Origin of the sequence: Chromobacterium violaceum ATCC 12472 (assembly GCF_000007705.1) — a bacterium.
GTDB lineage: Bacteria > Pseudomonadota > Gammaproteobacteria > Burkholderiales > Chromobacteriaceae > Chromobacterium > Chromobacterium violaceum.
Genome location: NC_005085.1, coordinates 3,071,313 through 3,094,747, shown reverse-complemented (window position 1 = coordinate 3,094,747; position 23,435 = coordinate 3,071,313). Strand labels below are relative to the sequence as shown.

20 protein-coding genes are annotated in these 23,435 nt (G+C 65.7%); 10 read left to right on the top strand and 10 right to left on the bottom strand.

Annotated features, from left to right (window positions below; translation table 11 throughout):
• Nucleotides 1-53: 53 nt before the first annotated feature.
• Nucleotides 54-671, bottom strand: coding sequence for a LysE family translocator (locus tag CV_RS13905; RefSeq protein ID WP_011136386.1), 618 nt, complete (start codon nucleotides 669-671; stop codon nucleotides 54-56).
• Nucleotides 672-796: 125 nt separating this feature from the next.
• Here CV_RS13905 and CV_RS13900 point away from each other — a divergent pair, with 125 nt between their 5' ends.
• A complete protein-coding gene (locus CV_RS13900) occupies nucleotides 797-1,279 on the top strand; it encodes an Lrp/AsnC family transcriptional regulator (RefSeq protein WP_011136385.1) in 483 nt (160 codons plus the stop codon).
• Between the two features lie 74 nt (nucleotides 1,280-1,353).
• Here CV_RS13900 and CV_RS13895 read toward each other — a convergent pair whose 3' ends face one another.
• From CV_RS13895 to CV_RS13860, 8 genes are all read right to left on the bottom strand, one after another.
• Nucleotides 1,354-2,136, bottom strand: a complete 783-nt coding sequence (locus CV_RS13895) for a VOC family protein (protein ID WP_011136384.1) — start codon at nucleotides 2,134-2,136, stop codon at nucleotides 1,354-1,356.
• 30 nt (nucleotides 2,137-2,166) lie between these two features.
• Nucleotides 2,167-3,240, bottom strand: a complete 1,074-nt coding sequence (locus CV_RS13890) for a TatD family hydrolase (protein ID WP_011136383.1) — start codon at nucleotides 3,238-3,240, stop codon at nucleotides 2,167-2,169.
• 22 nt (nucleotides 3,241-3,262) lie between these two features.
• Nucleotides 3,263-4,231 carry an EboA domain-containing protein gene (locus CV_RS13885; RefSeq protein WP_052278839.1) on the bottom strand — a complete coding sequence of 323 codons (969 nt, stop codon included), beginning with the start codon at nucleotides 4,229-4,231 and terminating at the stop codon, nucleotides 3,263-3,265.
• A gap of 2 nt (nucleotides 4,232-4,233) precedes the next feature.
• Entirely contained in the window at nucleotides 4,234-5,175 is a 942-nt protein-coding gene (locus CV_RS13880; protein WP_043596337.1) for a UbiA family prenyltransferase, read from the bottom strand.
• Nucleotides 5,165-6,394: a metabolite traffic protein EboE gene (eboE, locus tag CV_RS13875; protein WP_011136381.1), complete on the bottom strand. Its 1,230-nt coding sequence runs from the start codon at nucleotides 6,392-6,394 to the stop codon at nucleotides 5,165-5,167. Before eboE ends, CV_RS13880 begins: the two co-directional genes overlap by 11 nt.
• Nucleotides 6,391-7,671, bottom strand: a complete 1,281-nt coding sequence (locus tag CV_RS13870; protein WP_011136380.1) for a 3-dehydroquinate synthase — start codon at nucleotides 7,669-7,671, stop codon at nucleotides 6,391-6,393. The genes eboE and CV_RS13870 overlap by 4 nt, the downstream gene beginning before the upstream one ends.
• Before the next feature lie 66 nt (nucleotides 7,672-7,737).
• Nucleotides 7,738-8,949: a ferritin-like domain-containing protein gene (locus CV_RS22245; protein ID WP_011136379.1), complete on the bottom strand. Its 1,212-nt coding sequence runs from the start codon at nucleotides 8,947-8,949 to the stop codon at nucleotides 7,738-7,740.
• A 29-nt stretch (nucleotides 8,950-8,978) separates the two neighbouring features.
• The gene (locus CV_RS13860) at nucleotides 8,979-11,174 is read right to left on the bottom strand and encodes a hypothetical protein (RefSeq protein WP_011136378.1); all 2,196 of its coding nucleotides are present in this window, start codon (nucleotides 11,172-11,174) and stop codon (nucleotides 8,979-8,981) included.
• A gap of 256 nt (nucleotides 11,175-11,430) precedes the next feature.
• On the opposite strand from CV_RS13860, the gene CV_RS13855 reads away from it, so the two are divergent.
• From CV_RS13855 to CV_RS23595, 3 genes are all read left to right on the top strand, one after another.
• Nucleotides 11,431-12,867 carry a nucleotide pyrophosphatase/phosphodiesterase family protein gene (locus tag CV_RS13855; RefSeq protein ID WP_011136377.1) on the top strand — a complete coding sequence of 479 codons (1,437 nt, stop codon included), beginning with the start codon at nucleotides 11,431-11,433 and terminating at the stop codon, nucleotides 12,865-12,867.
• Nucleotides 12,868-13,098: 231 nt separating this feature from the next.
• On the top strand, nucleotides 13,099-13,575 hold the full coding sequence (locus CV_RS13850; protein ID WP_011136376.1) for an FKBP-type peptidyl-prolyl cis-trans isomerase: 477 nt from the start codon (nucleotides 13,099-13,101) through the stop codon (nucleotides 13,573-13,575).
• A gap of 370 nt (nucleotides 13,576-13,945) precedes the next feature.
• On the top strand, nucleotides 13,946-14,698 hold the full coding sequence (locus CV_RS23595) for a DUF6602 domain-containing protein (RefSeq protein ID WP_011136375.1): 753 nt from the start codon (nucleotides 13,946-13,948) through the stop codon (nucleotides 14,696-14,698).
• 144 nt (nucleotides 14,699-14,842) lie between these two features.
• On the opposite strand, the gene CV_RS13840 is transcribed toward CV_RS23595, so the two are convergent.
• Nucleotides 14,843-15,646: an AraC family transcriptional regulator gene (locus CV_RS13840; protein WP_011136374.1), complete on the bottom strand. Its 804-nt coding sequence runs from the start codon at nucleotides 15,644-15,646 to the stop codon at nucleotides 14,843-14,845.
• Between the two features lie 312 nt (nucleotides 15,647-15,958).
• Between CV_RS13840 and CV_RS13835 the strand changes: the two genes are divergently transcribed.
• The 6 genes from CV_RS13835 (at nucleotide 15,959) to CV_RS13810 (ending at nucleotide 23,356) form a co-directional block, all read left to right on the top strand.
• A complete protein-coding gene (locus CV_RS13835; RefSeq protein ID WP_011136373.1) occupies nucleotides 15,959-16,885 on the top strand; it encodes a 4-hydroxyproline epimerase in 927 nt (308 codons plus the stop codon).
• A 55-nt stretch (nucleotides 16,886-16,940) separates the two neighbouring features.
• The gene (locus CV_RS13830) at nucleotides 16,941-17,888 is read left to right on the top strand and encodes a dihydrodipicolinate synthase family protein (protein ID WP_011136372.1); all 948 of its coding nucleotides are present in this window, start codon (nucleotides 16,941-16,943) and stop codon (nucleotides 17,886-17,888) included.
• 127 nt (nucleotides 17,889-18,015) lie between these two features.
• On the top strand, nucleotides 18,016-19,590 hold the full coding sequence (locus tag CV_RS13825) for an aldehyde dehydrogenase (NADP(+)) (protein WP_227590041.1): 1,575 nt from the start codon (nucleotides 18,016-18,018) through the stop codon (nucleotides 19,588-19,590).
• A gap of 3 nt (nucleotides 19,591-19,593) precedes the next feature.
• Nucleotides 19,594-20,850: an NAD(P)/FAD-dependent oxidoreductase gene (locus CV_RS13820; protein WP_011136370.1), complete on the top strand. Its 1,257-nt coding sequence runs from the start codon at nucleotides 19,594-19,596 to the stop codon at nucleotides 20,848-20,850.
• Nucleotides 20,851-20,950: 100 nt separating this feature from the next.
• The gene (locus tag CV_RS13815; RefSeq protein ID WP_011136369.1) at nucleotides 20,951-22,099 is read left to right on the top strand and encodes a branched-chain amino acid ABC transporter substrate-binding protein; all 1,149 of its coding nucleotides are present in this window, start codon (nucleotides 20,951-20,953) and stop codon (nucleotides 22,097-22,099) included.
• Nucleotides 22,100-22,576: 477 nt separating this feature from the next.
• A complete protein-coding gene (locus CV_RS13810) occupies nucleotides 22,577-23,356 on the top strand; it encodes a substrate-binding periplasmic protein (protein WP_011136368.1) in 780 nt (259 codons plus the stop codon).
• The last annotated feature ends 79 nt before the right edge of the window (nucleotides 23,357-23,435 follow it).

Here is a 23,435-nt window from a genome sequence, read left to right as displayed (position 1 = left end):
GACTCCGGCCGGACTGGCTTGGATGCGATCGATCGGCCGACTTCCGCAGCCGGTCAGCCGAGAAGCAACCGCCCAGCCATCGCCACGAACACGCCGCCGAGCAAGCCTTTCTGCAGTTTCGCCGTGGCGCGGCGGCCTTTCAGGCGGCGGGCGAGGCCGCAGGCGGCGAAGGCATAGGCGGTGTCGAAACACAGCCCGACCGCCACCAGGATGGCCGCGAGCAGCGCGAATTGCGGCAGCACCGCGCCGTGCGCCGGCGACACGAACTGAGGCAGGAACAGCGCGCAGAACATCAAGGCCTTGGGGTTGAGCAGATTGGTCAGAAAGCCGCGCGCGATCGCCGCGCGGCCCGATTCCGTCACCGTGGGCGCGCCTTCCGGCGCAGGCTGGGCGCGCACCACCTTCCATGCCAGCCACAGCAGATAGGCCGTGCCTATCCAGCGCACCGCGTCGAACAGCAGCGGGTGGGTCGCCATCAGGGCGGCCAGCCCCAGGCCGGACATCATCACATGCAGGAAGCGCGAGGCGGCGATGCCGAGCGCGGTCAACAGGCCGGCGCCGACGCCACGGCTCGCCGATGTGGCCATCACCAGGGCCATGTCCGGTCCGGGCAGGACATAGACGGCGACCAGGGCGGCAAGGTAGAGCGACAGTACGGACAGGGACAGCATGGCGGGCTCCGGCACAGGATGGCGATGCGGCTAGTGTGCGCCCGGCGGCGTGAAATTGCTTTGCTTTCTCTTGCGTTGTCGAGCTAGATTTGGAAAGACTCTTTCTGTTTATAGGTTTTTTATAAATGAATCTTTCCAAACTGGGCTTGGATGATGTGGATGTTGCCTTGATGTCCCTGTTGCAGAAGGACGGGAGACTGTCCAATGCGAAACTGGCCGAGCAGGTGGCCTTGAGCGAAACGCCGTGCTGGCGCCGGCTGAAGCGGCTGGAGGCCGATGGCTATATCGAAGGATATCAGGCGGTGCTCAGCCGCAAGAAGCTGGGCTACGGCGTGCTCGCCTTCGTGCAGGTCGGCTTCGGCAGCCACATCGGCGACGCGCCGTTGCGTTTCGAGGAACAGGTACAGGCGATCCCGGAGGTATTGTCCTGCCACAACCTGACCGGCGAATGCGACTACCTGTTGCAGGTGGTCGCCGAGGATCTGGAAGCGTTTGGCGTTTTCGTGCGCGACGTGCTGCGCGAACTGCCGGGGGTGTCGTCCATCCGCTCCAGCCTGTCGCTGCGCGAAGTGAAGATGTCGGGCCGGCTGCCGGTGGGGCGCGGATGACGGCTCCGGGCTGAACAGAGGCCCGCGCTTGATCCGACCGCGCGGCCGCGGCGAGCCGGGCGGAAGCTTGCGCATCAGACCGCCTGCAGCAGGCCGATCGGGTTGCCTTCCGGGTCCTTGATCATGGCGAAAGTGTAGCCGTCCACGCTGGTGATGGGCATGTGCGGACTGCCGCCGGCCGCCAGCGCGCGGTCGATGGCAAGCTGCAGATCCTCCACCAGCAGATAGAAGCTATGCCCAGGCTCCATGCCGGCCACGCCGCTCACGGTCTGGCCGATGCCGCCCAGCAAGGCGCGCAATTGCGGCGGGAAGTGGACGTAGGCGAAGCCGGAGCTGCCGCTTTGGTAGCGCCAGCCGAACACTTCGCTGTAAAACGCCTTGGACTGGTCCTGGTCCCTGGCGATGATTTCGAACATCACCGCCGGGTGCCGGTTCTGGCAGCCGAGCTGCTCGGCCCGGGAGGCCTGGCCATCCTGTCCTCGAACGAAACCCTGCTGGCGATGCAGGAAGGTGACCGTGGTGTAGGGACGGCCATCGCTGCTGATGAAGCACTGGCCGTACTCGTCGACGAAACGCGTGAACGCCGCCCCTTTGACATGGGCCAGGAAAGCGTCTTCGCTGGCGTATTCCTCGAAGAACAGCAGGCTGGGATGGATGGCGGGAGGCAGCGATTGCAGGGCGGAGCCGGGGCCGCCTTCGGGCAGCGGGGTGTTGACCAGATAGATCAGCGTGCCCGGCTCCTGCTTCATGACTTGCTGCACATAGGCGGGCAGCGCGGCCAGCACCTGTTCGACGCAACCCTGGCGAATGAACCATTGCGAGACCAGGCTCACATTACCGCTTTGTCTGCTCGTCATGCCTTTTTCCTTTCTTTGGCTCTTCGCGCCTCATACGATGCGATCCGGGTTGTCTTGATCCACGCGCGGCGTTTGGCCGCGCAGCACCGAGTTGCCGCCGTACAGCGTGCGTTGATCCACCGGATCGGGCTCCAGCCAGTGGGTCTCGCTCATTTCGCCGTTCAGGCCGTAAACCGCCAGCGCGTTGTGGTAGACCACCTGCCGTATCGCGGCCTCGCCCAGGCCGTGGGCGGCCATGATGCGCGCCGACTTGGCCACCGCCAGCGGATCGGACACGCCCCAGTCGCAGGCGGAATCCACGATGATGCGTTCCGGGCCATAGCGTTCCACGATGGCGGCCAACCGATCGTTGCCCATCTTGGTGGAGGGGTAGATGGTGAACGCGCACCAATAGCCGCGGTCCAGCACCTCCTGCGCCGTTTCCTCGTTGTTGTGGTCTATCACGCAGCGCGCGGGATCGAAGCCGCAGGCTTCCAGCGTGTCCATGGTCCGCCGGGTGCCGCGTTTCTTGTCGCGGTGCGGCGTGTGGATCATGATCGGCAGGTCGAATTCCTGGGCCAGCTCGATTTGCGCGCGGAAGGCGCGGTCTTCCAGTTCGGTCTGTTCGTCGTAGCCGATTTCTCCCAGCGCCACCACGCCTTCCTTGCCCAGGTAGCGCGGCAGGACGTCGAGCACGGCATCGGCGAGTTCGCGGTTGTTGGCCTCCTTCGGGTTGAGGCCTATCGCGCAGTAGTGGCGGATGCCGAATTGCGCGGCGCGGAAGCGCTCGAAGCCGGTGATGGTCGAGAAGTAATCGACGAAGCTGCCCACGTTGGTGCGCGCCTGTCCCAGCCAGAACGCCGGCTCGATCACGGCGACGACGCCGCTGGCGGCCATCGCCTCGTAGTCGTCGGTGGTGCGGGCGATCATGTGCGCGTGAGGGTCGATCAGCATGCCGCCGGCGTCCGGCGCCAGCCGGCGAAACGCCTGTTTTTCCCCTTGCAGGCTTTCGGCCTGTTTCAGCAGGCCGCGCAGCATTTCCGGGCTCAGGGTCGCTCCGCAGCAGGGGCAGGCCGCGCTGCGTTCGGAAAACATCTCTTCGATTGCGTGCTGGATGTCGCTCATCTTGCTTCCCCCTTGGTTGTGTTTATTCCCGCCACTGGGCCAACTCCGCCCACTCGTCCGCGAACGCCGTTCCGGGCGGCGCGGGCAGCGCCAGCGCGCGCACCGCCTGATGCGGGCTTTCCTGCGCCGCCAGCCGCAAGGCCGGCATCAGGATGGAGCCGTCTCTCTCCGAGGCGAAGCGCTCGCGCAGCAAGGCGTGTCCGCGGGGGGAGGGGGACAACGCCAGCAGGCGCCAGATTTCCGGATTCAGTCCGCGTCCGGCGGCGGCGCGCTCCGCCGCCAGGTCGCACAGTATCTCGCCCAGTTCCTCGTCGGCGCGGCCGGCCAGCCCCTGGATCGGCCACAGCGGCAGGTCCAGGAAGAAGGTTTTGACCAGCATCTGGTTCCACGCCGCTTGCGGCAGCATGGCTTGCGGCCATGGATTGCGCAGGGCGAAGGCTGCGAAGACAGGGCGGATGCCGCTGCGGACCGCCTCGCCCGCCCGCGCCAGCAGGGCCGGGTCTCGCGGATACAGGGCGAATCCCTGGTACAGGGCGATCTGTTCCTGGATGTCTCCCTGGTTCGACAACTCGTCGAGCAGGGCGGCGAAGGCGGCGCCGTCGGGCAGGCGGCCGGCCGCGGCCAGCACCAGGCCCACGCGGGCCGCCTGGTCCACGCTCCAGCGGCTGGCGTCGAATCCGGGCTGCAAGACTAGGGCCGCGCTTTGCTCCGCGCCGCTCAATGCCAGGTCTCGTTTGCCCAGCTTGCGCGGCGCGATGCCCATGGCCTTGAACAGCAAATTCAACGGACGGTCGCTCGCGGTAGCGTGCGCCAGGTCCTGGCATTGCCGGGCGTACCAATCGCCATCGGCGCGGGCGTCCAGCCAGCTTCGCAGCAGGTTCTGCCAGGCTCGCCGGCTGGATTGCCACGCAATCCACGCACCGTCGGGCGATGGGGCTCGAGCCAGCGGATCCGACAGGGACGTCGCCGCAATGTCATGTTGGTCGCGCATGTTCAGGTTCCCGGAATGTAGGTTTGCAGCACGCGGGTGGCGCAGTAGGCCGCCGCGCAGGCGAGGACGGCGCCGGGGGCGGGTTGCGGCAGGCCGGCGGCCAGCGCCAGTCCATCCAGCAGGCTGACGGCGGCGATCATGCCCGCCACCGCCTGTCCGACGGCGCCGGGCGCGGCGCGCTTGAGCAGGCGCGCGACGGCGAACGCCAGCGCGGCGGCCAGGGCGGCGGCCAGCAAGGCGGTCAGCGCCAGCGCTTGCCAGGCCTGGGGCGTCGCATCCGCGGCAAGCCGGGCCAGCGCCAGCAGCGCGTAGGCCAACGGCGCCAGGCCGAGCACGGCCAGCGGCCAAAGGGCGCCGATCCGGTCCAGGCTTTCCTGCTTGGCGGCGTGGCTGAGGCCGACGATGTGCGCCAGCAGCAGGGCGGCGGCGAGGCATAACAGGGGCGGCGTGCCGCCGGCGAAGGCCGAGCCGACGCACAGGCACAGCAGGGCGCGGCAGGCGCCCATCAGCAGCGGGCTGCAGGGATTGTTCTTGTGCCAAATGTTGTACAGCACGATGGAGCAGGCCAGCAGCGCGCCGTAGGCCTGGCTGTAGCTGTTGCCGTACCGCCCCAGCAGCAGCCATCCGGCCAGCAGCATGCCGAAGCCGCAGGCGAAAACCGTTTGCGCGCGCGCCTCGCCGGAAGGGATGGGGCGTTGCGGGCGTTCGCGGGCGTCGATCTCGCGATCGAAGGCGTCGTTGAGATACATTCCTCCCACGTAGAACAGGCACATCGACAGCATCAGGCCGGGCAGGGCCGCCAGCGACTGCGCATCCAGAGGACGACCGCCGGATGCCGAGCCCAGCAGGGCGGCGGCCAGCGCGTTGCTGAGCACGGTGGGCAGATTGGAAACGCGGCCCAGGCGAAGCCAGACCGGCATCGACGAAACGGCTTCACCGCTCATGGCGCAACTCCTTGAGGACAGCATGCAGTTCGAGCGCGATGGCTTGGGCCTTGGGGATTTCGCGCAATTGGGGCGGCAAGACGTCCCAGGTATAGGTTTCCACCTCGAGATGGGCGCTGACGGGCTGCCGGCTCAGCATAGCCAGCACCGCGTCCAGGCTGTCGCGGGTGCTGGCCAGGCCTGCCTCGGGCGGCGCTTGCCAGAACAGCGGCACATGGCAATGCACGCGCCATGCTTCTCCCTGGATGGCATCAGCGGGCAGGGCCAAGGCTTGCGGCAGGTCGGCGTGGCGGCGCAGGCCGTCGGCGCCGCGCCTGACCACCTGGTGCAGGTAGACGCCGTCGTCGAAGGACTGGAGCTGGCGCGCGACGAGCGGGTCCATGGCTTCGGCGCGCAGCGCGCAGGACAACTGGATCTTGGCGACGCGGACGCCGGCGTCCCGCAAGCCTGAGAGCGCGGCGCAGGGGTCTTCGAACTCCACCGCGCCATGGCATACGTCGTAGCAGACGCCCAGGTGGCGTTGCGCCAGCCGCCGCGCCTCGGGCTGCGAGCAGGCGGCCAGCCGGGCCAGCTGCGCCAGATTGTCGTCGGCGAACCAATATCGCCGGAAGAAAAGCAGCGTGTCGGCGGCATTCTCCAGCAGGCAGGCCGGCTCCGGCTCCAGCGCCAGGACGATTTCCTTGCCGGTCGCGCGCATCAGCAGGCTGAGCTCAAGCACAGCCTGGCGCAGTTGCGGCAGACAGTCCGCCATCGCGGTTGCGCGATCCCCGGCGGCGAAGCCCAGCGGCACGGTGGAAATGCTGCCCTCGACGCCATCGGGCAGCAAGGCGGCCAGCGTCCGCGCGCAATGCAGGGTATAGGCGAGGCGCCGGCTGCTGCGCCAGTCCGGCTGATACACGGCCTGTTTGACTGGCCGCTGGTGGAAGTTGCCCCAGGGAAAGGCGTTGATGGTGAACACGTAGGCGCGCAGCGACGCCAGCCGAGCGGCGAAAGCGCGCAGCGCATCTTCGTCGAGCAGGCTTTCCGCCGCCTGGGCGGACAACCGCAGGCCCAGGCCGAAGGGCGCGGCGGAATCCAGCGCCCGCCATTCTTCCAGATGGGCGCGGATCGCCGGCAGGAAGCCGTCCAGGCTGGCCTCGACTTCGGCCAGGCTGTCGCCGGCATGGATATTGGTGCAATAGGACAGGTGCGCGGGCAGGGGCAGGTGGGCCAGCTTCATCGCGCGGCCCCGCAGGCGGCGGCCGCGGCGGTATCCGCGTGCGCGGATGCCGGGGAGGAGGCGAGGCATCGTTGCAGCCAGAGGATGCTGCGCATCACCCGCTCCTCGGCGATGCTGTCCACTTCGCAGCCGCGCCCCAGCTCCGCCAGCAGGGTCACGCACAAGTCGCCGCCCAGGTGTTCGCGGAATTCGTCCAGGCCGCGCAGCAGCGCCAGCCGGCCGTGCTCGTCCCTGGCCAGCAGTTGCTCGTGCCATAGCTCGAAGCCCAGCGCGCGCAGCAGCTGCCAGACGCGCGTTTCGCCGCCCTCCGGCAGCAGGCCGGCCAAGACGGAGTGGCGCGCGTCGCAGGCGACGCCTATGGCCACCGCCTCGCCGTGGTTCAGCGCATGGCCGCTTAGCCGCTCCAGCTTGTGGGCGATCCAGTGGCCATAATCCAGCGGCCGCGCCGAACCCTGTTCGAACGGGTCGCCGCCTTGGGTGATCTGGCGCAGGTGCAGCGCCGCCGAGCGTCGTATCAGTTGCTCCAGATCCCGGGGTTCGAAGCGGGCGAGCGCGTCGGCGCGGGCCTCCAGCCAACGGAAGAATGACGCGTCGCGGATCAGCGCCACCTTCACCGCCTCGGCCATGCCGGCGCGCTTCTCGCGCGCGGGCAGACCGTCTATCAGCGCCGCGTCGTTGATGACGGCCCAGGGCACGGCGAAGCTGCCCAGCAGGTTTTTCTGGCCGTTCCAGTTGATGGCGTTCTTGACCCCGACGCCGCTGTCGGCCTGGGACAGCACCGTGGACGGCAGTCGGATGTGGCGCACGCCGCGATGGAACAGCGACGCGGCCAGGCCTACGGCGTCCAGCGCCGCGCCGCCGCCTATGGCCAGCGCGTAGGAGTGGCGGTCGATATTCCGATCCGCCAGCGCCTGCAGCAGCCGCCACAGTTGCTGGGGATCGTTCTTGCAGGCTTCCCCGCCCGGCACCGGCACGATCTCGCCGATTATCTCCAGGTGGGACGCATGCGCTTGCGCGTAGCCGCGGATGCGTTGCGGCAGTTTCGGACAGGCCCGCAACACGCCGTCGTCGACGAAAACCGCCACCCGGTGCCGCTTGTCGGCTTCGCGGCGGCGCAAGGTTTCAAGCAGGACGGGATTGTCGGCGGCGAAGACGTCGCGGGTGTGGACCACGCTGAAGTCATGGATCAGCCGCAGTTGCCGCGGCGAGTCCGGCTTGTCGTCGGTTTCTGCTCCGCTGTCGTTGGAGAGAGGGCGAAGAGCATCCGTTCCGGTCATCGGCATCTCCTGGTGCGTAAGCCACGCGCTTCGGCAAGCTTGCCGGAACGCGTGGCCATGGGCGGATCAACGGATCAGCATGAACGGCGGCGCCGCCATCAGATTGGACGCGTTGCCGCCGACCGGGCATTGCGCCACCTGCTGCGCCTGCAGCTTCAGCTGATACATCAGGCCCATCGCTTGGTCCATGGCCGCCGGCTTGCCGTTGAACACTTGGTCCAGGCTGGTCAGCAGCATCTGGTAAGTGTCGTAGAAGCGTTGGGCGGCCACTGCCGCCGATGAGCCGGGCAGGTAGTCGCTGACGGCGGCGTTGGGCAGGAAGTTGTAGATCCGGCTCTCGTCCAGCGGCACCGGCGCGCCGTTGTAGGACCAGCCTGAAACAGCTTCGAGGTCCGGCATCAGCTCGCGGCCGTGGAAGATCTCGCCGAACTTGAAATAGTGCGCGTAGCTGCCGTCGCCGTCCCCTGGAAAGACATTCTGAGCCGACGCGCCGCGCTCTGCGGCGCCCTGATGCCGCGGCAGGATGCGCGCGTTCAGCAGGGCGGGTCTGGGCTTGCTCTCCAGGCGTTGGCCTTCCAGATTGCCGCGGTCCTGGTCATCGGTCTGTATGCCTTCACCCTGGATCACGATGGTGTTGATCGCCAGCGCCGCGTCGTCGAGGTTGCGGATCTTGCCCTGGGCCGGCGCGGTCGGCACCGGCGGGAACCATTTGCTGATGTCCAGCTGCTGGTCCAGCCTGGGATTGGAGAACAGTTCCGGATTGCTGGCGTTGGCCAGGGTCAGGCCGATCAGCAGCGCCTGGTAGAACTGGCCGATGGAGCCGAATTCGCCGGGGTTGACCGGCGTAGGCTGCGGCACTTCTTCGCCCGGCAGGATTTCCCCCGGCTTGGTTTCCGGCCGCTCTATCGCCATGAACACGTTTTGCAGTTGAGGTTTGCTCAGCGCGGCCAGTCCCACCTGCAGGTCATTGTCTATCTTGTCCGGCAGCGGCCCCGGATAGACCAGGGAGCGGCCGATGGCGACGATGTCCGGATTGCCGCCGATGGCGATCAGGATGTTGGACGCCAGCGTCAGGTGCAGCATTTCCTCGGTCACCACCGATTGAATCAGGGCCGAGGCCCTCTGGTTGCTGCCGGGCATGATGGAAAACAGGCCGGTCAGATAGGGCGGGATGGTGGAAAACTCGAGCGCTATCGCGGTGTTCACGGCCTTTTTCAGCTCATCCAGGCCACAGCCCTGCAGCAGCTGATTGATGATGCTCTGTTTGATGCGCAGCATATTCGTACCCTTTCAGAATGGAGGCTCGGTTACTTGGCCGGGCAATCGGGCTTGCCGCCCTTGCCATAGCCGACAGCGCCTTCCGGGCAGTCCGCGCGCGAACCGCCGCCCCGGGTGGGGCAGCGCTTGCCGAACATGTCCAGCATGCTGGGGGGGCGTCCCTGCTCCTGCAGCACGCTGTCGAAATACTGGATCAGCGCGCGGCGCTTGCTGCTGGACAGGTCGCGGGTGACCGGCATCTGGTCCGGGTCGTCGTCCGGCTTGTCCAGCACGAACTTGAGGATGAAGGCGTTGGCGTCGGCCTGCTCTTTCTTTGAGAAGTCGAACAGCCCCTGGCTCATCACCGGGTACAGGTTGGCGTATTGCTGCAGAATCGGTTGCACGTCGTCCCAGGTGACCTTGCTGGGCACTACATAGGTGGAGCGGACGACGATCACGTACTGATCGAAGGTCTGCTGCACCGTCGGCTTGCCATTAGCGGAGCTGGGCGAGATGTTGTAGCTGTAGTTGAACAGCTGGCCGTCGATGTAATAGCGCGGATAGCCCATCGCCTGGGGGCCGTTGATGGCGAACTTCACCATGCCGTTGGCGTCGGTGTTGGCGTTGATGGTGTACTGCACCGTCCCGTTGGCGTCGGCGCCGGCCTGGCCCGGGACGAAAGCGAGCTGGCCCGCGGGCACGTTGAAGGTCGGCGGCGCGGCCTTGGGCGTGGTTTCCGGCGGCGTGTCGGTGGGGCAGTCGCCCACATCCACCTGAGCGCCGGTGGACTCGAGCGCCAGCGAGACGGGCGCATTGGCCAGCGGCACGCCGTATTGGGCGACGTAGACATCGGAATCCACGGTATTGGCCGCCGGGTCATTGGGATCGAGGCGCAGCGCGAATTGATCGGCCCGCACTTCCCAGCCGCCATTTCCTTCGCAGCACAGCAACAGGGCGATGCCGGTAATGGGATTGGCCGAGGTCACCAAGGCCAGGGGCAGCTCATTGATGCTGGACAGCATGGATTCGGGGATGGGCACCGCGACGATGCCGCTGCGGCTGAGCAGGTTGGCATTGCTGATGTCTATGGTGGCCAGCGGCTGGTATTGCGAGGCTATCGGGGTGGGGGCGGTTTGTCCCGGTTGCAGATAAGGGCTGGTCGGCAAGGTGGCGGAAGTGAGCTGGGCGATGATCAGCGGCTGTTGCCACAACTGCTTGCTATTGCCTTCCTTGGGCGCCGCAGGATTGCCGCTGCCGCTGCCGCAGGTGATATCGGCCACATAGGTCGTTTCCGGCGTGCCGGCCGGCCTGTTGGGCGAGCCGTCCGCCCGGGGCTGGGCGGGTTGGTAGACCAGCGGCAGCGCATTGCTGAGATCCACGTACAGGGTGCTGCTTTTCGTCTGCTCGTTCGTCACCACTTGCGCGCTGAACCAGCCGACATTGGGGAAATAGTCTTCCGCCTGGTAAGCCGTGGACGGCAGCAGATTGTTGGCCGGAATGAAGCGGCGGCCCAGGATGAAGGACTGCGGCTCGGTTTGATAGGCGGGGCCGATGGCGCCCAGCAGGATGCCGTAGGAGAAGAAGCTTTCGCCCAATGCGTCGTCGTAGCCGTAGGTGGTCAGCCGCAGCGACAGGATATTGCCCTGTTGCTCGCAGATGGTTTTCAAGGCCTGCAGCACCGGGCTGTTGATCTTGTCCAGATTCCATTCCACATTGGTGAGCTGGGTCTGCCAGATGGCGGACGCCGCGCTGTCGCCGTGGATATTGCCCACCCGGTTGAACCACAGGTCGCGGAAGGGATTGGGCGCGTATTGGCCGCGCATCAGCACCTGGCCGTTGGCGGCGCGCAGGGTGATCACCTGCCCGTAAATACAGGAAGCCAGCTGCCAATCCGGATCCAGGTCCACCATCTTCCCGGAAGGCTGGTCGTCGGCATTGCCCACGAATAGGCCGATGGCGGCATCTTCGCCGCTGCTCAGGCATTCCTGGCCATCCGGTCCGAGCGCCGACTGCACGACGCAGTTCTTCAGGCCGAAAATGCCGGTGCCCCAAGGGTTCCACCAGCCGTTGTTGATCGAAATCTTGGCCCCGCCCGCGTCTTCCTGGACGGGCGGCTGGTAACGCGGATCCTGGAAGCGCTCTTCAAACGTGGCGTTGTCGAAATGGCGCGGATCGTTGTTGACGGTGGAGACATCGGACTGGAACAGGCCTGAAAAGGCCAGGCGGGGGTACTGGAGATAACTCATGCAATAGCTCCTTGAAAAGGTTGCTACGGTCTTGAGCGGCTTTGCGATGCGATACGGTATAGATGGCCGGTGCGGGTTGACGCGGCATCAGCTGTAGTTCTAGGGGAGCGTCTCGACAATTTCAATGACATTTAGTTTTTTGAATTCTATTGTGGAGTTCATGAGTATTTTAATTTCACATATGGAATGTGGCTGAGCGTGGCTGAGTAAGCGCCCTGCGTCCAGGCCAGCCATCCGGAGCGAGAAAGGTGGGGATATGCAGCCGCTGCTGTTGCTCAACGTCGTCGGCCTGACATCGCGCCTGATCGGCGAATTCACGCCTCGTCTGGCGGAATTCGCCCGGCAGGGCTTCGTCCAGCCCTTGCGCAACATCGTGCCGGCGGTCACCTGCTCGGTGCAGGCCAGCATGCTGACGGGCCTGACCCCGGAGCAGCACGGCATCGTCGGCAACGGCTGGCTGTTCCGGGAACTGGCGGAGGTCTGGTTCTGGCGCCAGTCCAACCGGCTGGTCGGCGGCGAGCGCCTGTGGGAGGCGGCCAAACGGCACGATCCTGATTTTCGCTGCGCCAACCTGTTCTGGTGGTACAACATGGCGTCCAGCCACGATTTCGGCGCGACGCCGCGTCCCATTTACAAGGCGGATGGCCGCAAGCTGCCCGACTGCCACACCAAGCCCGCAGCATGGCGGGACCGGCTGACGGCGGAGCTGGGGACGTTTCCCTTGTTCCACTTCTGGGGACCGGCCACCTCCATCGCCTCCAGCCGCTGGATCGCGGAAGCCAGCAAGCTGGCGATCGCCGATTTCCGCCCCAGCCTGCTGCTGAGCTATCTTCCCCACCTGGATTACGACCTGCAGCGGCATGGGCCGGATTTGTCGCATCCGGCGGTGCGGCAGTCCTTGCGCGACATCGACGCCGTGGCCGGGGACTTGATCGCCCATGCGCGGGAAAACGGTTACCGGGTGATGCTGGTGTCCGAGTACGGCATCACCCCGGTCAGCCGCGCGGTGCACCTGAACCGCCATCTGCGCGAGGCAGGCCTGCTGCAGGTGCGGCACGAGGCGGGGGCGGAGATCCTGGACCCCAGCCAATGCCGCGCGTTTGCCGTGGCGGACCATCAGATCGCCCATGTCTATCTGCAGCCAGGGCTGGGCGCGCGCCAGATGGCCGAAGTGGAGGACGTGCTGCGATCGATTCCGGGCGTGGCGGGGGTATGGCAGGGGCGGGCGCGCGGCGAGCTGGGGTTGAACCACGAGCGCGCCGGGGATTTGGTCGCGCTGGCCGAGGATGACGCCTGGTTCAGCTATTACTACTGGCTGGACGACGCCAGGGCGCCGGACTTCGCGCGCACGGTGGACATCCATCGCAAACCCGGTTACGACCCGGCCGAGCTGTTCATCGACCCCAACATCCGCTTTCCCAAGCTGGCCGTGGCCAGCCGGCTGGCCAAGCGGATGCTGGGCATGCGCAGCCTGATGGATGTGATCGGCCTGGACGCCGGCATCGTCAAGGGATCGCATGGACTGCTGGCGCGGGACGCCGCCGACGCTGCGCTGCTGATCAGCGATTGCCCGCCTGCCTGCGACGGAGAACTGTCGGTCACCGACATCAAATCCCTGGCCTTGCAGGCGATGTTCGGCGCGGATGCGGCGCAGGCAGGGCAGGAAGCGCGCGGGCTGGTGGGCAGCCCCTGAGCCCTGGCCGGGTCATGGCCGGAGCGGGGCGTCGCCTGCTGGGTTACCGACGCGGGAGCGCGGCAATCCGGTGCCTGGACGCCGGCCAGAGCGGCTCCTCGCATGCGGGATGCGACAGGGGCGCGCGCGTTGGTGGCAAGCGCATAAGCGTTGAGCAAACCAGGGGGATCTGGTTGACACTCCCGCGCCGAACTGAGACCCTTCCCGCTTCAATTTATTTTGCTGCCCGCCATGAAAATCACCGCCAACACCGCCGTCACCCTGAGAATGAAAGTCACCGACAGCCAGGGTCTGGTTTACGACGATGGCAAGAACCCGGTTTCTTACCTGCACGGCGATTACGACAATCTCTTCCCCAAGCTGGAAGCCGCGCTTGAAGGCCAGGAAGCAGGGTTTCAAACCACGCTGGAACTGGCTAGCGAAGACGCCTTCGGCGAACGCGACGAAGCCCTGGTCACCACCATGCCCAAGGCCGAATTCCCGCCCGGCGTCAAAGTAGGCGGCCAGATCCCGCGCCCCGGCCCGGATGGCCAGCGGCGCTACTACTTCGTCACCAAGATCAAAGGCCCGACGGTATTGCTGGACGGCAACCACCCGCTTTGTGGCAAGACCCTGCGCTTCGCCATCAAGGTGTTGGACGTGCGGGAGGCCACCGCCGAGGAAATCGCCCACCAGCATGTGCATGGCGAGCACGGGCATCAGCACTGACATCGTCCGTCTCCCGTAAAAAAAGCCCTCCCCATCCGGGAGGGCTTTGTTTTGCCCGATTCTTGCCTGCCATTGGGAGTGGGAGACCTGCTCACGAGCCGCTTGCCGTTGCAAGCCCAACGTCAAGACCCTGATACGCTCGGCCCCTGATGACCGCATTTCATCGGCGCTGATGGCGGGTATCCTTTCGGTCTAAGCAGGGTGTTATGCTAATGGGCTGGTGTCGGCCAGATGCGGACATTGGCTGTGCATTGATTGGCTATCTTTTTTTTGCTGTCTTGTCGTAACAAGTGTATGGCGTATAAAAATCAAAATCTGTACCGCCGACGCAGCAGTAAACTCTAACTACATCGTCAATTGGGGAGTTCGAATGGATTGGGAAGCTTTGTTTCGTGCATCAACTTCAAGGCTCCAAGCCTCATTAGACGAAGCTCGTGCTGCCGTTGAACATCGAACTATCAAGGGCCACCTTAATGAGATCGCGGTAGCCAACTGGATCAGGCCGCTGCTTCCTGGCTCTGTTGGTGTTACAACCGGCGAAGTAATCGATAGCGAGGGTGGTAGATCCAGACAGGTAGACGTCTTGCTCTACGACATCGCTACGACATCCCGATTTCTGTCTCGAGGAGATGCGGACGTCTTGCCTATCGAGTCTGTTTATGGTGCGATCGAAGTTAAGACCTATCTAAACAAAGCAGAGATCGAGAATGCCTTCGAAAACATGAAGGCCATCAAGGCTCTGAAGAAGATCGCATACCATCCCAATTTCGTATCCACTACAAAGTACCTATATGGTCGGGAATCAATGTATTGGCCACAGCAATTCTTTGTTTTTGCGTATGAATCTGACGGCCTAGATACGGTGCTGGGACATGTTGAACGGCTCAACAATACTCAACCGATAGACCAGCGCATTGATTTGGTCTGCATTCTTGATAAAGGCTTGATCATCAATCTCGCGCCCGAAGGCCTGCAACCAATTCCTATGCCGAACACGAAATTGATCGCAAAACCTAGCTCAAAGGCATTGCTGACTTTCTACTCTGTGCTCGGACACTTAATGGGACAAGCGGTCAGCGAACCAATTGCGATGCATGCATATTTGAAACACCTTCAGCACTGACGAATAAAATGTGTTCGGTTCGATCGCGTGCTGACAAATCTGGAGTGCGAGCGGTGTGATTGCCCTCATTGCTGTTCACTCTGGAGCGGGCGCTTTGGAGAATTATAACGGGATGCTTTGGGTCGATAGCAGCTATACAAGGGGCTACTCGCCCCCCGAAGCAAGACCGATATCGCTTTGGCCCAGCTGCTGGCGGTACTGGCGCGGCGTCAGGCCGGTCAGGGCCTTGAACTGCCGGCTGAAGGCGCTGTGGTCGGCATAGCCGCAGCGCAGCGCCACTTCCGTGATGGCCATGTCCGCGTGCAGCAGCCGGTGGGCGTGCTCAAGCCTGGCCTTGTGTATCATTTGCCGCGGCGACAGGTGGAACACCTTCTTGCAGTAGCGCTCCAGCTGGGCGGCGGACATGCCGGCGATGCCGGTGAGCTCCGCCATGGTGACCGGCTGGCTGAAGTGGCGGCGGATGAATTCGTCCACCGCCACCAGGCGTTTGTAGGCCGGGTGGGTCTTGCTGGCGGCCTGCAGGTCCAGCGAAATGCCGATCAGGCCGATGATCTGGTCTTGCCGGTCGCGCAACGGCCACTTGTAGGTCAGGCACCAGCCCGGCTCCCGGTTCTTGAACAGGTGCAGTTCCAGCTGGCTTTCCAGCACCAGGCCGTCTTGCAGCACCTTGAGATCCTGCGCCGTATACGCCGGCCCCAGCTGGGCCGGGAACACCTCGGCGCTGGTCTTGCCCAGCAGCGGCCGCAAATCCTTCAGCCCGCAGCGCTGCACCAGCGTCTGGTTGGCGCAGAGATAGCGCGCCTGCCCGTCCTTGATGAAGATGGCCGCATTGGGGATCAGGTCCAGCACCGGCAATAGCGGGGCGATGCCCGCCAGCAGCTCGGCTATCGTCGCCGGGCGGATTTCGTCCCGCCAGCGGGCGATTTTTTCCACGGCCGCGTTCGTCATCCCTCCCGCCTTTCCTGTTAGGCCAAGCGCCGCGCCTGCGCGTCGGCGTCCATTGCCGCACCATCACTCCGAATGTTCCCGCGCCCGATCTGGCCCAGGCCCATCGCGCGCGCCAAACCCCCTTGAAACGCAAACTATGCCGATTTCGTCATCGCAACTGATGATAACCATCAAGATTCCTGGCGGCAACGCAGCCATGCTAGCGGGGTGGAATCGAATACGGATGCGGCGCGGAGATTCAATGGAATCAACGGCCTGCGAGACGACGGCGCGGTCGGCCGGACTGGATGGGGTTTCAGAATGGACAAGCGAATGAAGCAGGTGGAGATCATCGACTCCCATACCGGGGGCGAACCCACTCGGCTGGTGTTGAGCGGGTTTCCCGCGCTGGCGGGGGCCACTATGGCGGACAAGCGCGACGCGCTGCGCGAGCGGCACGACCAGTGGCGCCGCGCCTGCCTGCTGGAGCCGCGCGGCAGCGATGTGCTGGTGGGCGCGCTGTATTGCGAGCCGGTGTCGCCCGACGCCGCCTGCGGGGTGATCTTCTTCAACAATACCGGCTACATCGGCATGTGCGGCCACGGCACCATAGGCCTGATCGCCTCCCTGCATTGCCTGGGGCGCATCGCGCCCGGCGCGCACAAGATCGATACCCCGGTGGGGCCGGTGGACGCCGTCTTGCATGAAGACGGCTCGGTGACGCTGCGCAATGTGCCGGCCTATCGCTACCGCCGGCAGGCGGCGGTGGAGGTGCCCGGCCATGGAACGGTGATCGGCGACATCGCCTGGGGCGGCAACTGGTTCTTTCTGGTCGCCGAGCATGGCCTGAGCGTGCGGCTGGACAATGTCGCGGCGCTGAGCGCGTTCAGTTGCGCCACGATGCAGGCGCTGGAAGAGCAGGGCATCACCGGCGCCGACGGCGCGCGCATCGATCATGTCGAGCTGTTCGCCGACGATGAGCAAGCCGACAGCCGCAACTTCGTCATGTGCCCGGGCAAGGCCTACGACCGTTCCCCTTGCGGCACCGGCACCAGCGCCAAGCTGGCCTGCTTGGCGGCCGACGGCAAGCTGGCCGAAGGCGAGCAATGGGTGCAGGCCGGCATCACCGGCAGCCGCTTCGTCGGCCATTACCAGCGCGAAGGCGACTTCATCCGCCCCTACATCACCGGCCGCGCCCATATCACGGCCCGCGCCATGCTGCTGATAGACGAACAAGACCCTTTCGCGTGGGGCATCTGAGCCCGCGCCTCTCATGACCTCTACCACCTGAATGAATGCCGCAAGGAGCAAAACAATGAGCGATAACATTTTCACCGGCTGCATCCCGGCCCTGATGACCCCGTGCACCGCCGATCGCCAGCCGGATTTCGACGCGCTGGTGGCCAAGGGCAAGGAGCTGGTGTCCCTGGGCATGAGCGCGGTGGTGTACTGCGGCTCCATGGGAGACTGGCCGCTGTTGAGCGAAGCCCAGCGCCAGGAGGGCGTGGCGCGGCTGGTGGCCGCCGGCGTGCCGACCATCGTGGGCACCGGCGCCGTCAACAGCCGCGAGGCCGTTTCCCACGCCGCCCACGCCGCCAGCGTGGGGGCGCATGGCTTGATGGTGATTCCGCGCGTGCTGTCGCGCGGCGCGTCCCCGGCCGCGCAAAAGGCGCATTTCTCCGCCATCCTGGCCGCCGCGCCCAAGCTGCCGGCGGTGATCTACAACAGCCCCTATTACGGCTTCGCCACCCGCGCCGACCTGTTCTTCGAGCTGCGCCGCGCCTATCCCAACCTGATCGGCTTCAAGGAGTTTGGCGGCGCCGCCGACCTGCGCTACGCCGCCGAGCACATCACCTCCCAGGACGACGAGGTCACGCTGATGGTGGGCGTGGACACCCAGGTGGTGCATGGCTTCGTCAATTGCAACGCCACCGGCGCCATCACCGGCATCGGCAACGCGTTGCCGCGCGAGGTGCTGCACCTGGTGGCGCTGAGCCGGGCCGCGGCCAGGGGAGACGCCGTCGCCCGCCGCCGCGCGCAGGAGCTGGAATCGGCGCTGGCCGTGCTGTCTTCCTTTGATGAGGGCTGCGACCTGGTGCTGTATTACAAGCACCTGATGGTGCTGAACGGCGACAAGGAGTACGCGCTGCATTTCAACGAGAGCGACGCGTTGAGTCCCGCCCAGCGCCGCTATGCCGAGACCCAGTACGCGCTGTTCCGCGAGTGGTACCGCAACTGGTCGGCCGAGCAGAACGTGGCCTGACATTCCATCCCCGCCGCGCCCCGGGGGGCGCGGCAGTCTACTTGCAGCCGCCGGCAACACCTCGCAGAGCGCCTGAGCCCAGGCGGGATCAGGGGCGTTGTCCGTGGTCCTCAATCGCGCAGGAAACATGATGAATCTGACAGGCAAGATGCTGATCGGCGGGCAGGCTGTGGCCGGCCGCCGCAACATGATACGGGCGCTGGACCCATCCACCGATCAGCCGCTGGAGCCGGGCTATGCCGGCGCGGACCGCGAACAGGTGGAGCAGGCCTGCGCATTGGCCTGGGAGGCGTTTGACGCCTACCGCGAAACCGCGCCGGAGGCCAGGGCGCGCTTGCTCGAAACCATCGCCGAAGAGATAGAAGCGCTGGGCGATGCGCTGATAGAACGCGCGATGGCCGAGACCGGCCTGCCGCGCGCCCGTCTGCAGGGCGAGCGCGGCCGCACCTGCGGCCAGCTGCGGCTGTTCGCCCACACGCTGCGGGCGGGAGAGTGGCTGGACGCGCGGGTGGACCCGGCCATGCCGCAACGCCAGCCGCTGCCGCGCGCCGACCTGCGCCAGCGCCAGGTGGCGCTGGGGCCGGTGGCGGTATTCGGCGCCAGCAATTTCCCCCTGGCCTTTTCGGTGGCTGGCGGCGACACCGCCTCCGCGCTGGCGGCCGGCTGCCCGGTCATCGTCAAGGCCCACAGCGCCCATCCCGGCGCCAGCGAGCTGGCGGGGCGAGCCATCGCGCGGGCGGTGGAAAAATGCCGGCTGCCGGCCGGCGTGTTCGCGCTGCTGTTCGGCGAAGGCCGCGAGGCGGGGCAGGCGCTGGTGGCCGATCCGCGCGTCAAGGCGGTGGGCTTCACCGGCTCGCGCGGCGGCGGGCTGGCCTTGTGCCGGCTGGCGCAAAGCCGCCCGGAGCCGATTCCGGTGTTCGCGGAAATGAGCTCCACCAATCCGGTGTTCCTGTTGCCGGCGGCGCTGCGGGCGCGCGGCGAGGCGCTGGCGCAGGGCTTTGTCGGCTCGCTGACGCTGGGCGCGGGGCAGTTCTGCACCAATCCCGGCCTGATCGTTGCCCTGCAGGGGCCGGCGCTGGATGGCTTCATCGCCGCCGCGGCCGCCGTGCTGAGCCGCAGCCCGGCGCAGACCATGCTGACGCCCGGCATCTTCCGCGCTTACCAGGCCGGCGTGGACGCGCTGTCCGGCCATGCCCGGCTGGCGGCCGCCGGCCTGCCGGCCACCGGGACCAACCAGTGCCAGGCCCAGCTGTGGCTGGCCGAGGCGCGCGACTATCTGGCCAAGCCGGCGCTGCGGGCCGAAGTGTTCGGCGCCGCCGCCCTGATCGTGGCATGCCGGGACGCGGCGGAGCTTGGCCAGCTTGCCGAGCAGCTGGAAGGGCAGCTCACCGCCACGCTGCAGCTGGACGACGGCGATCTGGACCTGGCTCACGCGCTGCTGCCCACGCTGGAGCGCAAGGCCGGCCGCATCCTGGTGAACGGCTGGCCCACCGGCGTGGAGGTGTGCGAGGCCATGGTGCACGGCGGACCGTACCCGGCCACCTCGGACGCGCGCGCCACCTCGGTGGGCACCGCGGCCATCCGGCGCTTCCTGCGGCCGGTCTGCTACCAGGACTTCCCGGACGCGCTGCTGCCGCCGGCATTGCGGCAGGCCAACCCGCTGGCGCTGCGCCGCCTGTTGGACGGCCGGCGGGAGGGCTGAGTCATGGACGCTCTTGCCCCCGGCGCGGCCGTCATCGTGGTGGGCGCCGGCGTGGTCGGCATCGCCGCGGCCTTGCAGCTGCGCCTGGCCGGTTTCGAGGTGGCGCTGCTGGACCGCGGCGAGCCGGCGATGGAAACCAGCTACGGCAATGCCGGCGCCTTCGCCGTCAGCGACGTGATTCCGCTGGCCGAACCCGGCGTGCTGCGCAAGGTGCCGGGCTGGATGCTGGATCCGCTGGGGCCGCTGGCCCTGCGCTGGCGCTACCTGCCCACGCTGGCGCCCTGGCTGCTGCGTTTCCTGGCCGCCAGCCGGCCGCAGCGGGTGGCCGAGCTGACGCAGGCGCTGGCCGCGCTGCTGGGCCGGGTCAACGACGACTACGCGGCGCTGATAGAACGGGCCGGCTTGGGCCATCTGTGGCGGCGGCACGGCAGCCTGACGCTGTACCGCAGCCGGGAGGAGTTCGACGCCGCCGCGCCGGCCTGGGACGACAAGCGCCGCCATGGCGTGCGCTGGCTGGCGCTGGGCCGCGACGCGCTCGGCGAAGGCGAGCCGGTCTTGCGCGAGGAATGGCAGTACGCGGTCCAGGTGCCGGCTTGGTCCCATGTGGACGACCCCTATGTTTTCAGCCGCGGCCTGTTCGACGCCTTCCTCCAAGAAGGCGGCCGCTTTGTGCGGGACGAGGCGCTGGCCACGGCGATGGAAGCCGGCCGCGTCACTGGGGTAGAGACGGCCGGCGGCGGCCGCCTGCGCGCCGACGCGGTGGTGATCGCCTGCGGCGTGTGGAGCGACCGCTTCGTCAAACAGCACCGATACCGCGTGCCGCTGGAAAGCGAGCGCGGCTACCACGTCAACCTGCCCAAGGCCGGCGTGGCGCTGCGCCACTTCATCCAGTGCGCCAGCGAGAGCTTCGTCATCCTGCCCATGGCCCATGGCGGCCTGCGCCTGGCCGGCACGGTGGAGCTGGCGCACCGCGACGCGCCGCCGGACTGGCGCCGCGCCCACATCCTGCTGGACAAGGCCAGGCGCATCGTCGGCGATTTCTCCACCGAAGACATGACGGTGTGGATGGGCAACCGCCCGTCGCTGCCTGACACCCTGCCCATCATCGGCCCTGCGCCGCTGCCAGGGTTATGGTTCGCCACCGGCCACGGCCATTTGGGCCTGACCCTGGCAGCCACCACCGGCGCGCTGCTGCGCGACATGCTGCAGGGCAGGGCGCCGGCGCTGGACATGCGGCCGTATCGGCTATCTCGTTTTTGAACCCGCGGCAGGCCGGCGCAGACCGGCCGCTGCGGGGGAGCGGTAGCAGGGCGGGCCGGGTGGCTTGCCCTGGTCAATGCAGCAATAAAGGAGACATCTCATGGCTTGGAACAAACTGTTTGCGGAAATGAACTGGGTGGTGGCGCTGGGCGGCATGATGGCGCCGTTCGCCATGGCGGCGGCCCATGCCGATACCGTGGTCAAGATAGGCTTCGCCTCGCCGCTGTCCGGCCCGCAGGCCCACTATGGCAAGGACAATGAAAACGCCGCCAAAATGGCGGTGGACGATGTCAACGCCAAGGGCCTGGTGGTGGGCGGGCAGAAGATCAAGTTCGAACTGGTGTCCGAGGACGACCAGGCCGACCCGCGCATCGGCACCCAGGCGGCGCAGCGGCTGGTGGACGCCGGCGTGAAAGCCGTCATCGGCCACTTCAACTCCGGCGTGTCCATCCCGGCCTCGCGCCTGTATTCCGACGTCGGCATTCCGCAGCTGTCGGTGGCCACCAACCCGGCCTATACCCAGCAAGGCTACAAAACCGCCTTCCGCCTGGTGGGCAGCGACAGCCAGATAGGCGGCGCGCTGGGGCAGTTCGCCGTCAAAATGATGAAGGCCAAGAGCATCGTCGCCATCGACGACCGCACCGCCTACGGCCAGGGCATTGCCGACGAGTTCGTCAAGGCGGTGGCCGCCAACGGCGGCAAGGTGACGCGCCGCGAATTCACCACCGACAAGGCCACCGACTTCACCGCCATTCTCACCTCGCTCAAGGCCGTCAATCCGGACGTGGTGTTCTACGGCGGCGCCGACGCCCAGGCCGCGCCCATGGTCAAGCAGATGAAGCGGTTGGGGCTCAAGGCCAAGCTGATGGGCGGCGACATGCTCAACACCCCCACCTTCATCCAACTGGCCGGCGCGGACGCGGCCGGCCACTACTCGGCGGTGGCCGGCGGCGTGCTGAGCGCCCGCCCGGCGGGCAAAGAGTTCGAGCGCCGCTACAAGGCACGTTTCCATCAGGACGTGGTGCTGCTGGGGCCGCAATTCTACGACGGCGTGATGCTGGTGGCCGCGGCCATGAAGCAGGCGGGCTCGGTGGAGCCGGCCAAATACCTGCCCAAGCTGGCCGCCATCCGCTACAGCGGCGTGACGGCGGACTTCGCCTTCGCGCCCAACGGCAATCTGTTGAAAGCGCCGGTGACGCTGTCCACGGTGAAGAACAACGCCTGGGCCGTGGAGACGGTGGTCCGCTGAGCGCGGCCAGGCAAAACGACATTTCCCCCGGCGTACTCCTCCGCCTTCGGGCCGGCTTTCTTCGTGCAGAGGCCGGCTTCTTTTTTTATCGTTTGTCGGCTTGGCTAGGTGACTTGTGGCGGCAAGGGAGCGGCCAGCAATGCTGGCTTGCGGTTTGCTTGCGCGAGATTCTGATGCATCATGGTATCCACGCCGGCAGCTTGTCGGTCTTCGCGGACGAACCAGGCAACGCCCGTACTGGCGACCCTAAGCGGAAATCGGACGCATCGAACAAGTAGCTGAAAAGTGGTCATTCGCAGCGTCGTCACAACCACCCTAACCGGATTTGCTTTGTGCGAGCGGCTAAGACAACAGCGCGAAGCCGCCTAACGTGACTGCCAAAACTCCGGTCACCCTGGCGGCTAGCAATGGCCGCGCGGGCAAGCTCATTGTCATCGATAATAATCAAGAGGCGGAGCTCCTCGAAGGAGAGAGGTGATGGGTAGCCTGTGGCGTATTGCCTACTGTTTGTCATTGCTGGTCGCTCTTGGCGAGAATGCCAACGCCGTTCAACTGCTGACCCACGAAGAGGAGCCTAACAACTTTACCAAGGAAGGGGATATCGTCGGGTTATATCCCGAGGTTGCACACGAAATTCAACACCGTCTCGGACAGCAACTCCCCATTACTATGTTGCCTTGGGCACGAGCCTTTGCAAAGCTGCAAAGTGAGCCGACCACATGTATTCTGGACATGGCACGGACGCCGGAGCGCGAAAACAAATTCCAATGGATTGGACCGGTTACCACCGGACGGTTCGGGTTTTATGCCAAGCGTAGCAATCGCCTTCGCATACACAATCTCGCGGAGGCCAAGGCAGTTGATCGCGTACTCGTTCCCAAGGGTTGGTACACCCATGACTTGCTAAAGAAGCTGGGTTTTAGCAACCTTGAACCAACCATGTCCCCCGAAACGATGGTTGCGATGTTGCTGCACGACCGTGGCAAACTCATGTTTGCAGCTGCATTTACCTTACCCAGACTGCTAGTGAAGGCTGAGGCGCGGTTGGACGATGTCGAAATGGTCATGCTGGTTAACCAAAGCCAGTCCTATATCGCTTGTTCTCTGGATACCCCATCAGAATTTGTCATCGCTTGGCAGCGTATGCTGGTTGCAATGAAGCGGGATGGTACCTTCGGTTCCATGTTTCAAAAATGGCGGCCAGACGATACTCCCCCCGGCATCGCGCCTGAGCCATATATCGCCATCACGAACTAGCCTCGATGTAAGCCCTACGAAAAATGACAAAGCCAGACCGCTCGATACCTGCATTTTTTCTGCAAGCATCTATGCTGAA